Origin of the sequence: Rhodobacter sp. SGA-6-6, from assembly GCF_011043545.1 — a bacterium.
Taxonomy (GTDB): Bacteria; Pseudomonadota; Alphaproteobacteria; order Rhodobacterales; family Rhodobacteraceae; genus Pseudogemmobacter.
Map to the genome: position 1 here is coordinate 1 of NZ_JAAKGP010000015.1, position 12671 is coordinate 12671.

The window sequence follows — 12671 nt, forward strand, 5'->3', positions numbered from 1 at the left end:
CTCCAAAGGGAGACCTGGGGACAGGATCGCCCGCATCCGCTCAGGCCGATTTCGACCGCTTCAGGCTGTGGAACGGCAGATCGCGGGCCCTTGCCGTATCGGTCGGTCAGGTCCAGGATTTCGACGCGATCACCGCCCACCCTGCTCCGGAACCATTGCAGCATCGGGTCGGAAGAGGTGATGAAGCTGTCCCGGCTCTCGCGGATGATCAGCCCGTCGCCCAGCATCTTGCCTTCGTCATTGCACCAACGGGTCGAGCCCGCCTCGGTCATCAACACCGACCGCTGGCGCAGCTACAACCACCTCGGAGACTTCGGTTACGCCCATGTCCGCGTCGACCACGGCCGCGACGAATTCGTCCGCAGCGAGGTCCATATCAACGGCATCGAGGCCTTCTGGGGCTACGCCAAGACCCGCCTCGCCCGCTTCCGCGGCATGAACCCGAAGACCTTCCCGCTGCACTTGAAGGAATGCGAGTTCCGATACAACAATCGGGGCAGGAACCTGACGCGGCTCATCCTCAAGATCTGCCGCGAAAACCCGCTCTCCTAGTCAAGATCCTCTGCAGTTAACGAGCCTGTGACCGACCTACCCGCTGCTGGTGAAGCCGTGCGGGAAGGGCGGCCCCCGAGCGGCCTGTCGGCCCGGCAGAACGACGGGAAAAGTCGCGAGCCTCGGCGGCCTGACCGTCTGACGCGTCATGAAGAGGAGGAGCGGAGAACACGCTGTCGGAGGATCATGCCCACGGCCATGGCGGCAGGGCCGGCGACGGAAGACGCGGAAGAAAGGGCGACAGCGGGCTGGCGGCTTGTCGTTGCGCTGGCTGGCTGATCGTCGCGGGAGGGTCGCTGGACGCTGGCTGCCATCGGGGAGCTGGCTGTCTTGCTGCACCGATAGCTAGGCGCCGGGGCGGCGGGGGCCAATGCGACAGCTGCGCTCGACTGTTTCGGTCGGGATTGTCCGCAGGGCGGCCATGCGGCGCTGCCCCTCACCTCGGGGCGATCAGGATGTCCTTCAGCCCGGGCTTGGCGGCGACGGATTCCTCCACCAGGTCCAGCTCGGCCTCGATATGGTCGAAGTGGTGCTCCATCCAGCGGGCCGCCTCCGCCCCGTCCCCGGCCTCGACCAGGTCGACGATCTTGCGGTGGTCGTCCTGCGGGCAGGTCCGCACGTCGCGGCGCTGGTAGACCGCCAGGATCAGGTAGGAGCGCGACACCAGCCCGTTCAGGAACTCCCACAGCGCCGGGTTCTGCGCGCATTCGCCCAGCTTGAGGTGGAACTCGCCCGACAGCCGCATCATCGGCGCGACCTCGCCGTCGAGGCGGGCCTTGTCCTCCTCGACCAGGATGGCGCGCAGGCCGGCGATCTGCTGCGGGCTGGCGAATTTCGCCGCCTCCCGGACCATGTAGCCCTCGACCAGGCGGCGGGCGTCCAGGATGTTGCGCGACTCGATCACGCTCGGCCGCCAGACGAAGGCGCCACGGTTCGGCTCCTGCTTGACGATGTGCTCCTTGGCCAGAATCAGCAGGACCTTCCGCACCCTGGCCCGGCTGACGTTGAAAAGCGACGCCAGCGAATCCTCGGTCAGCTTGATCCCGGGCACCAGCCGCCGTTCGGCGATGGCGCGGCGGATCTCGCGGTAGAGTTCCTGCTCTGCCTCTCCTCCCGACAATTGCGACATGTTTTCTCTCACCATTCCGCCGGGCAAAGCCTGCTTTCCCGGCCAAGGACCTAGATACCGCGCATTTCCGCCGGCTGACAAGCTGCCCGGATGCCGCCGGGCCGCCGGCAGATTTTCCGCGGTTGCACGAGAAATGTGTAGACAACAAGAGAAAATATTGTGCACAATTTTTCGAAAGACGAACAGGGAAGCAGGAGCCGGCCGGTATCGGCGATGCGGCTCCAGGCCAAGAAAGGACGCGAATGCAGCCGTTCCTGAAAGTGGATCAGGTGACGAAGCGATTCCACAAGGTCGTGGCCAACGACCGGGTGAGCTTCGACGTGATGCCGGGCGAGATCCACTGCCTTCTGGGCGAGAACGGCGCCGGCAAGTCCACCATCGCCGAATGCATCTACGGTTTCTACAAGCCGGACGAGGGCACGATCACCGTCCAGGGGAACCCCGCGGGCCTGACCTCGCCGCGCGACGCCATCGCCCGCGGCATCGGCATGGTGCACCAGCATTTCGTGCTGGTCTCCTCGATGACCGTGCTGGAGAACATCGTCATCGGCACCGATGCGGCGCGGCCCATCCTCGACCTGAAGGCCGCCGCGGCGCGGATCAGGGAGATCGGCCGGCGCTACGATGTCGACATCGATCTGGAGGCGCGGATCTGGCAGCTGCCGGTCGGCCAGCAGCAATGGGTCGAGATCCTGAAGGCGCTGTTCCAGGGCGCCCGCCTGCTGATCATGGACGAGCCGACGGCGGTGCTGACCCCGCAGGAGGCGCGGCGGCTGTTCCAGATCTTCCGCGAGATGACGGCGGACGGCCTGTCGGTCATCCTGATCAGCCACAAGTTCGACGACGTGATGCAGTCCGACCGGGTGACGGTGCTGCGCCGGGCCAAGGTGATCGGCACGGTGAACACCCGCGAGACCACCAAGGAGGCGCTGACCAACATGATGGTCGGCCGGTCGGTCGAGCTGCGGGTCAAGCGCGACGAACACCCCCGCGGCGCGCCGGTGCTGGAGGTGCGCGACCTGCGGGCCGCGAACGACTTCGGCACCGAGAAGCTGTCGGGCATCGACCTCACCGTCCACCGGGGCGAGATCGTCGGCATCGCCGGCGTCGCCGGCAACGGCCAGGGCGAGCTGTTCGAGGCGCTGATCGGCGCGCGCAAAACCCGCGGCGGCAGCATCCGGCTGGACGGCGCCGACATCACCGGCCGCAGCCCGGCCGAGATCCAGCGCATGGGGATGGGCTACATCCCCGACGACCGCTTCGCCGACGGGCTGGTCGGCGACTACGACATCCAGAGCAACCTGATCCTCGGCCACCACCGCCGCGAACCCTTCGCCCGCCGCGGCCTGCTGCAGTTCCGCGCCATCCGCGACTTCGCCCGCAAGGCCATCGAAGAGCTGGAGATCAAGGCCCCGTCCGAGACCACGCGCACCCGCAGCCTGTCGGGCGGCAATGCGCAGAAGGTGATCGTCGCGCGCGAATTCGCCCAGGCGACCAAGGTGATCCTGGCCAACCAGCCCTCGCGCGGGCTGGACGTGGGGGTGATCGAATACATGCACGAGCGGCTGCTGGAGAAGCGCCGCAACGACTTCGGCATCCTTCTCGCCTCCGAGGAACTGGACGAGCTGCTCGGCCTCGCCGACCGGATCGTGGTGATCTTCAAGGGCCGCATCCTGGGCGAGTTCGCCGCCGGGACGGCCGACATCGAACGGATCGGTCTCTTGATGGCGGGCCAGGAGACGGCGGGCAAGGCGGAGGAAATTTCCTGATGGGACTGCGTCTCGAACCCCGGCTGGCCCCGAGCGCCCGCTGGCAGGCCGTGTCGGTGGCCGTGGCGCTGCTGGCCGCGCTGGCAGTCAGCGCGCTGCTGCTGGAAAGCGCCGGAACCGATGTCGGGGTGGCCTTCGCCGCCATCCTCGACGGCGCCTTCGGCGGGCTGCGGACGACGGCGAAGACGCTGGCCAAGGCGACGCCGATGATCCTGACCGGCCTTGCCATCACCGTCGCCTTCCGCGCCAAGGTCTGGAACATCGGCGCCGAGGGCCAGCTCTTCGCCGGGGCGATGGCCTCCTACTGGCTCTACACCCTGACCGGCCCTGCCCTGGGCATGGCGCTGCTGCCCCTGCTCTTCGCGGCGGGCTTCGTGGGCGGCGGGCTCTACGGCGGGCTGGCGGGCTGGCTGCGGTCGGCCTTCCGGGTCAACGAGGTGCTGACCACGGTGATGCTGAACTACGTCATCCTCTACCTGCTGTCCTTCCTGCTGGTCGGGCCCTGGCGCGACCAGAGCAGCTTCTACCAGCAGTCCGAGCGCATCGACCGGGCGGCCTGGCTGCCCGACCTCTGGGCGCCGGGCAAGCTGCACCTGGGCTTCCTGGTTGCCATCCTCGCCGCCGTCGCCATCCATGTGGTGATGAACCGCAGCTGGTTCGGCTACGAGGTCAAGGCCGTCGGCCTGAACGCCCGCGCCGCCCGCTTCAAGGGCATCAACGTCGAACGGACCGCGGTCGCGGTGATGGTCCTCAGCGGCGGGCTGGCCGGGCTGGCCGGGATGATCCAGGTCTTCGGCGTCAACCACCGGCTGGAATCCGACATCTCGCTCGGCTTCGGCTTCACCGGCATCATCATCGCGGTGCTGGCGATGCTGCGGCCGGGCTGGGTGGTCTTCGTCGCCATCCTGTTCGGCGGCTTCGAGAACGGCGGCATCAAGATGCAGGTCGCCACCGGCGCGCCGAGCGCGATCGTCTCGGCGATCGAGGCGATCACGCTGCTGTTCTTCCTGACCGCCGCCGCCCTGACCCGTTTCCGCATCGTCTGGAGGAGCACCTGATGGGCGACCTGTTCACCGACACCATCGTCATCAGTGTTCTGGCCGCGACGATCCGCATCGCCACGCCGCTGATCCTGGCCGCCCTGGGCGAATTGATCGCCGAGCGGGCGGGCATCCTGAACCTCGGGGTGGAGGGCACGATGCTGATGGCGGCCTTCGCGGCCTTCATCGGCGCCTATGCCACCGGGTCGACGCTGATGGCGCTGCTGCTGGCGGTGCTGGCCGGCATGGCGATGTCCTTCATCATGGTGTTCATGGCCGCCACGCTGAAGGTCGAGCAGGTGGTGACGGGGCTGGCGCTGAACCTGCTGGCGGCGGGGATGTCGCTCTATCTCTACAAGGCCTTCTTCGCGGTCGAGGGGCAGGCGATGCCGACTGTCGCGGTGATGCCGGTGGCGCCGATCCCCTTCCTGAGCGAGATCCCCTACATCGGACCGATCCTCTTCACCCAGAAGGTGCTGACCTATGTCGCCCTCCTGATGGTGCCGGTGGTCTGGTTCTTCCTCTACCGCACCAAATACGGGCTGGAGATCCGCTGCCTGGGCGAGAATCCCAAGGCCATCGACACCAAGGGGATGAGCGTCTCGCTGCGCCAGTATGGCGCGGTGATGGCCGGCGGCGCGCTTTGCGGCCTGGCCGGGGCCTTCGTCACCATCGGCTCCTCGGCCCGCTTCGTTCCCGACATCACCAACGGCCGGGGCTGGCTGGCACTGGTCATCGTCATCGCCGCCAACTGGCGGCCAAGCGGCATCCTGATCGCGGCGCTGGTCTTCGCCTTCCTCGACGCGCTGCAACTGCAGATCCAGGGGATCGGCGTGCAGATGCCCTACCAGATCTTCCTCGCCCTGCCCTATGTTCTGGCCATCGTGCTGATGGTGCTGAAAAGCCGCCGCGGCCGCTCGGAAGAGCCCGCCCGGCTGGGCGTGCCCTATTTCCGCGGCGAGAGATGACCGCCAGACCGGACCAAGCATGAAAATCCTCGTCCTCAATCCCAACACCAGCCAGTTCGTCACCGACCGCGTGGTCGAGACCGCCCGCGCCGCCGCCGGGCCGGAGTGCCGGGTGACCGGCGTCACCGGCCGCCGCGGCCCGCCCATCGTCGGCACAAGGTCGGAATGCGCGATGGCCGCGGCCGAGGCGCTGGACCTCGCGGCCGAACATGCCGGCGATGCCGACGGCATCCTGCTGGCGATCTCCTTCGACACCGGCCTCGACGCGCTGCGCGAGATGCTGCCCATCCCCGTCGTCGGGATGAGCGAGGCCGGGATGCTGGCGGCGATGACCGTCGCGCGGCGCTTCTCGCTGCTGACCTTCGGCAACCGCGCGGTGCCGATCTACGAGGAGCTGGTCGCCCATTACGGCTGGACCGGCCGTTCGGCCGGGGTGCTGTCGCTGCCGCCGCTGACCGAGGCGCAGCTGCGCGACACGGCGCTGGTGCTGCCCGACCTCGCCGCGGCGATCGCCGCCGCCGCGGACCGCGGCACCGAGGCGGTGGTGCTGGCCGGCGCGGTCTTCGCCGGGCTGACCGACCGCCTGCGCGACAGCGTGCCCATCCCGGTGATCGACGGCGTAGTGGCGGCCGTGCACCAGCTGCGGATGCTGCACGCGCTGGCCCCGGCCAAGCCCATGGCCGGCAGCCTGGCCTTCCCGCCCGCCAAGCCGCTTGCGGGGATGTCCCCCGCCCTCACCCGCCGGTTCCAGGACTTCCCGGCACCGCCCCCCCGCGACAACGGAAAACCGAAATGAACATTCTGATCGAGTGGCTGGGCATCCTCGGCCGGTGGGCCCATGTCCTGTTCGCCATCACCTGGATCGGGACCTCCTTCTATTTCAACTGGCTCGACCTGTCCGAGCGCAAGCCGAAGGCCCCGACGCTGAAGCCCAACGTCGAGGGCGAGGTGCACGAGATGCACGGCGGCAGCTTCTACTACCACGAACGTTTCTGGCCGACCGGGGACAACCCCCGCACGCTGGCGCATTCCGGCCCGGCGCAGTTCACCTTCCTGACCGGGCTGTTCCTGGTCGCCTATTTCTACTGGCGCGGGCCTTCGGTCTACCTGATCCCGCCCGGCTCGGCCCTGACCGTGGTCGAGGCGGTGATCCTCAGCGGCCTTGCCCTGCTGCTGCCCTGGCTGATCTACCACCAGACCTGCAAGCGGGTGCAGTCCGACACCGCCGTCCTGTGCGCCATGGCGGTGGTGGTCACCGTCGCCAGCTTCGTGCTGACCCGGGTCTTCAACCCGCCGGCCGCCTTCGTCCATGTCGGCGCGATGCTGGGCACAATCATGGCGGCGAACGTGCAATACGTCATCATCCCCAACCATATCCGGATGCGCCGGCAGGTGCAGGCGGGGCAAGAGGTGGACCTGACCTTCCACAAGCTGGCCAAGCGCCGGTCGCAGCACAACAACTACATGACGCTGCCGGTGCTGTTCGGGATGCTCAGCGCGCATTTCCCGCTGGCGACCTCCAGCGAACTGTCCTGGGCGATCCTGGTGCTGGTGATGGCGGCGCTCTTCACCCTGCGCCACTACCGCAACGTCCAGCTGCGGACCGACCGCAAGCCGCGGGCCCTGCTGGGGCTGGCGGGCGCGCTGCTGGCCTGCGGCATCGGGCTCAGCTTCGTGCCCCGCACCGCGGCGGTGGAGGACAGGTCCGCCCTTTCCGCCGCCGATGCCCGCATCCACGACATCGTGCAGACCCGCTGCGCCGTCTGCCACGCCACCACGCCCAGCTTCGACGGCTTCACCGTGGCGCCGAACGGCGTCCATCTGGAGACCATGGCCGAGATCGAGGTGCGCAAGGACCAGATCATGACCCTCGCCATCGCCAGCGACCTGATGCCCCCCGGCAACCTGACCGAGATGACCGACGCCGAGCGCAGGGAACTGGCCGACTGGCTGGCGGCCAGGGGCGCCGTCACCCTGGACCTGGAGTAGACATGGACCCCGTTCCCTATCCGCGCGACATGGTCGGCTACGGCCCGATGCCGCCGCAGCCCCTCTGGCCGGGCAAGGCGCGACTCGCACTGAACTTCGTGGTGAACTACGAGGAGGGCGGCGAGAACTGCGTCCTGCACGGCGACCCGGCCTCCGAAGCCTACCTGACCGAGATCGTCGGCACCGCCCCCCTGCCCGGCCAGCGCAACCCGACCATCGAGTCGCTCTACGAATTCGGCAGCCGGGTCGGGGTCTGGCGGCTGCTGTCGCTGTTCGCCGCGCATGGGCTGCCCTTCACCGCCTTCGCCGTCGGCATGGCGCTGGAGCGTAACCCCGAGGTCGCCCGCCGCATGGCCGCCGAGGGGCACGAGATCGCCAGCCACGGCTGGCGCTGGATCGACTACCGCGACATCGACGAGGCGACCGAGCGCGACCACATGCAGCGCGCCATCCGCCTGATCCGCGACCTGACCGGCCAGCGCCCGCTGGGCTGGTATACCGGCCGCATCAGCGCGCAGACCGCCCGGCTGGTGGCCGAGGAGGGCGGCTTCCTCTACCACTCCGACAGCTATGCCGACGAACTGCCCTATTGGGAGCGGATCGGCGCGGCCGGGAACCTGGTGGTGCCCTATACGCTCGACGTCAACGACATGAAGTTCGGCGGCTACCAGGGCTTCAACTCGGGCGACCAGTTCTTCACCTACCTGAAGGACAGCTTCGACTGGCTTTACCGCGAGGGCGCGACCACGCCGCGGATGATGTCGGTGGGCCTGCATTGCCGCATCGCCGGGCGGCCCGGCCGGATCGCGGCGCTGGACCGTTTCCTGACCCATGTGCGCCGGCACCCCGATGTCTGGGTCTGCCGGCGCGACGAGATCGCCCGCCACTGGCGGGCCACCCATCCCCTTTCTCCAATCCAGGCAGCGACATGAGACAATCCTTCGGCGAAACCCGCGCCCGCTTTCGCGACAACCACGCGCTGATCGGCGCCGACAGCCACGAGCGCACCACCCTGCCCAACTGGCCGGGCATCCCGGTGGTCTTCGTCATCGCGCCGCAGATGGGCGCGCGGTTCACCGAGTTCTTCGCCCACATGCCCGCCGGGGCCGAGGCCCTGCCCCCCCTGCCCGGCTACGAGCGGTTCTTCTTCGTCCTCGACGGCACGGTGGAACTGACGGTCGGTGCAAAGACGCATTCCCTCGCGGCCGAAGGCTACGCCTTCCTGCCCGCCGACACCGACCACCGCATCCGCAGCGCCGGCGAGGCCCGGCTGGTGGTGCTGGAGCGCCGCTACCTGCCGCTGCCCGGCGCGCAGCCGCCGGCGCCGCATGTCGGCGACTGCAAGGCGATGACCGCGGTGCCGATGAAGGGCGACACCGGCCTTATGCTGAAGAAGCTGTTGCCGGAGGAGCTGTCCTTCGACTGCGAGGTCAACGTGATGGACTTCGCCCCCGGCGCCTCGCTGCCCTATGTCGAGACGCATTTCATGGAACACGGGCTCCTGTTCCTGAACGGCGGCGGCGTCTACCGGCTGGACGACAGCTGGTATCCGGTGGCCGAGGGCGACGTGATCTGGATGGGCCCCTATTGCCCGCAATGGTTCGGCGCCATCGGCAAGGGGAATGCCCGCTACCTGATCTACAAGAACTGGAACCGCGACCCGCACGTCTCCTGACCGCGGTGCCGGGCCGGGATGCACAAGATTTTACTACATTGTAAACAATATTTGTGCACAATAATTCCTGCCAGACCGGACGAACCGAGTCGGCCAAGGACCAACCAACAGGAGGAGTGAATGGCAGAATTCGGACGAACGATCAGGGGCCTCGCGGCCGGCGCGGTCCTGTCCCTGGCGGCCGCGGCGGCCTCGGCGCAGGAGGCGACCACGCTGAAATTCGCCGCCGCCTTTCCGGCGGGGGTAGAGAATGCCTGGGTCAAGGCCTGGGTCGATGCCTTCCAGCGGGTGAAGGCGGAAAAGCCCTACGGGCTGGAGCTCGAACTGGCCTATACGGAAAACGTCTACGGCGACAAGGGCATCACCGTCCTGGAGGAATATGCCGAATCCGGCGAATATCCGATCATCTGGGCGCACAGTTCGTTCTCGGACGAGGTGGAGGAGCTGAAGGACAGCTACCCCGACACCATGTTCGTGACGGTGGGCGCGGGGAACCGGCCGCTCGGCGGCAATTCCTACCTGATCTACACCCACCTGCACGAACCGGCCTATCTGGCCGGCGTCCTTGCCGGCGGCATGACCCAGTCCGACCGGCTGGGCGTGGTGGGGCTGTTCCCGGCCGACGACGTGAACGACCAGGTCAACGGCTTCCGCGCCGGCGCCCGGTCGGTGAACCCCGACGTCAAGGTCTCCGTCACCTTCATCGAAAGCTGGTATGACCCGGCCAAGGCCGCCGAGGCGGCGAATGCGCAGATCGCGGCGGGCGCCGACCTGATCTTCCAGCTGGGCGAATCCTTCCAGACCTGCCAGGAGCGCAAGGTGCTCTGCATCGGCAACTACATCGACAGCAGCACCATCGCCCCCGAGGTCGTTCCCACCAGCTCGATGGTGTTCTGGGAACCGCAGATCCGCTATGCCATCGACCAGTGGAAGGCCAAGCAGGACAGCGGCGAAGCCTATGACGCGCCGATGGAGGCGGTCTGGTTCCCGATGGCCGAAGGCGGCGGCGACATCGCCCCCTACCACGACTTCGAGGACAAGATCCCGGCCGAGGTGAAGGAGAACGTCGCCAAGGCCCGCGCCGCCATCCTGGACGGCTCGCTGAAGGTGGAACTGGACAGCTCGCTGCCCGCCTCGGACTGAGCCTTTCCGGCAGGAGACAGAAACGGCCGCCCCCAACAGGCGGCCGTTTCGCCATGCGGCGGGGTCAGGCCGCGGCCCGCCGGTTGCGCTGCAACGTCAGCAGGATGTTCTCGGCGGTGGCGGGCGCGTCCAGCCCGGCGAAATCCCCCGGGCCGATGGCCTGCGCCACCGCATCGGCCAGCGCGCTCAGCACCACCAGCGCCAGGCACAGCGGCGGCTCGCCGATGGCCTTGGAATGGAACACCGTGTCCGGGATCTCGCCCGTGTTGTCGAGGAAGGCCATCCGCATCTCGCGCGGGCGGTCGGCGCAGGCCGGGATCTTGTAGGTCGAGGGCGCATGGGTCCGCAGCCGCCCGGCGGCGTCCCAGACCAGCTCCTCGGTGGTCATCCAGCCCATGCCCTGCACGAAGCCGCCCTCCAGCTGGCCGAAGTCCAGCGCCGGGTTCAGCGACCGGCCGACGTCGTGCAGGATGTCCACCCGGTCGACCGCGTTCTCGCCCGTCAGGGTGTCGATGGTCACCTCGGCCACCGCCGCGCCGTAGACATAGTAGCGGTAGGGATGGCCGGTCATCGCCACCGGGTCGTAGTCGTTCTCGGGCGCCTTGTAGCTGCCGGTCGCCGACAGCGGCACCCGCGCCATATAGGCCCGCTCGGCCAGGTCGTCGAAGCCGATCTCCTGGTTGCCGACGCGGACGCGGTTCGGCAGGAACTCGATCTGTTCGGGCGGGACGGAACCGTCCCGGCACAGGAAATCGACCAGCCGCGCCCGGATCTTCCCCGCCGCATTGCGCGCCGCCGCGGCGTTGATGTCGGTCCCCGACGAGGCCGCGGTGGCCACGGTGTTCGGCACCTTCTCGGTGGTGGTGGCGGAGACGCGGATGCGGGCGACATCGACCTGCAATTCCTCGGCCACCACCTGCGCCACCTTGGTGTGCAGGCCCTGCCCCATCTCCACCCCGCCGTGGTTGAGGTGCAGCGACCCATCGGCATAAAGGTGCAGCAGCGCCCCGCCCTGGTTCAGGAAGTTCAGCCCGAAGCCGACGCCGTATTTCAGCGGCATCAGCGCCAGCCCCTTCTTCAGTACCGGCGAGCCGGCGTTGAAGGCGGCAATCTGCCGCCGCCGGGCGTGATAGTCGGACGAGGCGACCAGCGCGGGCACCACCCGGCCCAGGAGGTTGTCGCCCACCTCCGAGCCGTAGGGGGTGATGTTGCGCGTCGCGGTGCCGTAGAAATTGGCCTGCCGCACCGCCAGCGGGTCGCGGCCCAGATGGCGGGCGATCCGGTCCATCACCCGCTCCACCACCAGAAGCCCCTGCGGCGAGCCGAAGCCGCGGAAGGCGACGGCGCTGACGGTATGGGTCTTCCAGTAATGGCAGGTGGCCCGGAAATGCTCCAGGTAATAGCAGTTGTCGGCGTGGAAGACCGCGCGGTTCAGCACCGGGATCGACTGGTCCAGCGAGTTGCCGCAGGCGCCGTGGATATCGAACTCGATCCCCAGCACCCGGCCTTCGCCGTCGAAGCCCACCCGGAAATCGGTGTGCATCTCGTGCCGCTTGCCGGTGATCTTCATGTCGTCGTCGCGGTCGAGCCGGATCTTCACCGGCCGGCCGGTCCGGCGGGCGGCGACGGCGGCGATGGCGGCGAAATGGCTGGGCACCGTCTCCTTGCCGCCGAAGCCGCCGCCGAGCCGCCGGACCTCGACCGTCACGCTGTTGGCCGGCTGGTCCAGCACGCGGGCGACGATGGTCTGCACCGCGCTCGGGTCCTGGGTGGCGGAGTAGAGGTGGATGTCGCCGTCCTCTTTCGGCACCGCCAGCGCGATCTGGCTTTCCAGGTAGAAATGCTCCTGCCCGCCGTTCGACACCCGCCCCGACAGCCGGTGCGGTGCGGCCTCGATCGCCGCCGCGCTGTCGCCGCGCCTCAGCACCCGCGGCGGCTCGTGCAGGCTGCCGGCCGCGCGCGCGGCGTCCACATCCAGGATGGCGGGCAGTTCCTGATAGTCGATCTCGGCCAGCGCCACCGCATCGCGCGCCGCCGCGCGGCTGTCAGCGACGACGACGAAGACCACCTGCCCGGCGTATTCGACCAGCCGGTCGGAAAACACCCGGTCGTCGCCCAGGCCGCCGTGGCTGAAATCGTTGGTGCCCGGAATGTCGGCCGAGGTCAGCACGGCGCGGACCCCGGGCGCGGCCTCCACCCGGCTCAGGTCCAGCCGGGCGATCCGGGCATGGGCATGGGGGCTGAGGCAGGGATAGAGATGCAGCGTCCCCCGCGGCTCGGGCATGTCGTCCAGATAGGCTGCCGTGCCGGTGACGTGCTTGCGGCCGCTTTCATGCTCCAGCCGGCTGCGGATGCCGCCGGCGATGGCGTCGGCCTTGCTGTCGATCTTGCCCATGCCCGTTCCCC

The 12671-nt window shown here is 68.4% G+C and carries 11 protein-coding genes and 1 pseudogene; 9 read left to right on the forward strand and 3 right to left on the reverse strand.

Features of this window, described 5'->3' with window-relative positions; all coding sequences use genetic code 11:
* A partial coding sequence (locus G5B31_RS21095) for a hypothetical protein (protein WP_205912012.1) occupies positions 1-227 on the reverse strand: 227 nt, incomplete at its 3' end.
* A gap of 22 nt (positions 228-249) precedes the next feature.
* Between G5B31_RS21095 and G5B31_RS18275 the strand changes: the two are divergent.
* Positions 250-552: pseudogene (locus tag G5B31_RS18275) on the forward strand (IS1595 family transposase); the annotation flags it as partial.
* A gap of 436 nt (positions 553-988) precedes the next feature.
* On the opposite strand, the gene G5B31_RS18280 reads toward G5B31_RS18275, so the two are convergent.
* A complete protein-coding gene (locus G5B31_RS18280; RefSeq protein WP_165019654.1) occupies positions 989-1681 on the reverse strand; it encodes a GntR family transcriptional regulator in 693 nt (230 codons plus the stop codon).
* Between the two features lie 242 nt (positions 1682-1923).
* Here G5B31_RS18280 and G5B31_RS18285 point away from each other — a divergent pair, with 242 nt between their 5' ends.
* The 8 genes from G5B31_RS18285 to G5B31_RS18320 all read left to right on the forward strand — a co-directional run bounded on the left by G5B31_RS18285 (position 1924) and on the right by G5B31_RS18320 (position 10265).
* Entirely contained in the window at positions 1924-3450 is a 1527-nt protein-coding gene (locus tag G5B31_RS18285) for an ABC transporter ATP-binding protein (protein WP_165019655.1), read from the forward strand.
* Positions 3450-4508, forward strand: a complete 1059-nt coding sequence (locus tag G5B31_RS18290) for an ABC transporter permease (protein ID WP_165019656.1) — start codon at positions 3450-3452, stop codon at positions 4506-4508. Before G5B31_RS18285 ends, G5B31_RS18290 begins: the two co-directional genes overlap by 1 nt.
* Positions 4508-5458: an ABC transporter permease gene (locus G5B31_RS18295; RefSeq protein WP_165019657.1), complete on the forward strand. Its 951-nt coding sequence runs from the start codon at positions 4508-4510 to the stop codon at positions 5456-5458. Before G5B31_RS18290 ends, G5B31_RS18295 begins: the two co-directional genes overlap by 1 nt.
* A gap of 19 nt (positions 5459-5477) precedes the next feature.
* Positions 5478-6254, forward strand: a complete 777-nt coding sequence (locus tag G5B31_RS18300) for an aspartate/glutamate racemase family protein (RefSeq protein ID WP_165019658.1) — start codon at positions 5478-5480, stop codon at positions 6252-6254.
* Entirely contained in the window at positions 6251-7447 is a 1197-nt protein-coding gene (locus G5B31_RS18305; RefSeq protein ID WP_165019659.1) for a urate hydroxylase PuuD, read from the forward strand. The genes G5B31_RS18300 and G5B31_RS18305 overlap by 4 nt, the downstream gene beginning before the upstream one ends.
* A 2-nt stretch (positions 7448-7449) precedes the next feature.
* Positions 7450-8379: an allantoinase PuuE gene (puuE, locus tag G5B31_RS18310; protein WP_165019660.1), complete on the forward strand. Its 930-nt coding sequence runs from the start codon at positions 7450-7452 to the stop codon at positions 8377-8379.
* Complete coding sequence (gene allE, locus G5B31_RS18315; protein WP_165019661.1) at positions 8376-9122, forward strand: (S)-ureidoglycine aminohydrolase; 747 nt, start codon at positions 8376-8378, stop codon at positions 9120-9122. Before puuE ends, allE begins: the two co-directional genes overlap by 4 nt.
* A 120-nt stretch (positions 9123-9242) precedes the next feature.
* A complete protein-coding gene (locus tag G5B31_RS18320) occupies positions 9243-10265 on the forward strand; it encodes a BMP family protein (RefSeq protein ID WP_165019662.1) in 1023 nt (340 codons plus the stop codon).
* 64 nt (positions 10266-10329) lie between these two features.
* Here the strand turns inward: G5B31_RS18320 and xdhB are convergent, their stop codons facing one another.
* A complete protein-coding gene (gene xdhB, locus G5B31_RS18325) occupies positions 10330-12660 on the reverse strand; it encodes a xanthine dehydrogenase molybdopterin binding subunit (protein ID WP_165019663.1) in 2331 nt (776 codons plus the stop codon).
* Between the last annotated feature and the right edge of the window lie 11 nt (positions 12661-12671).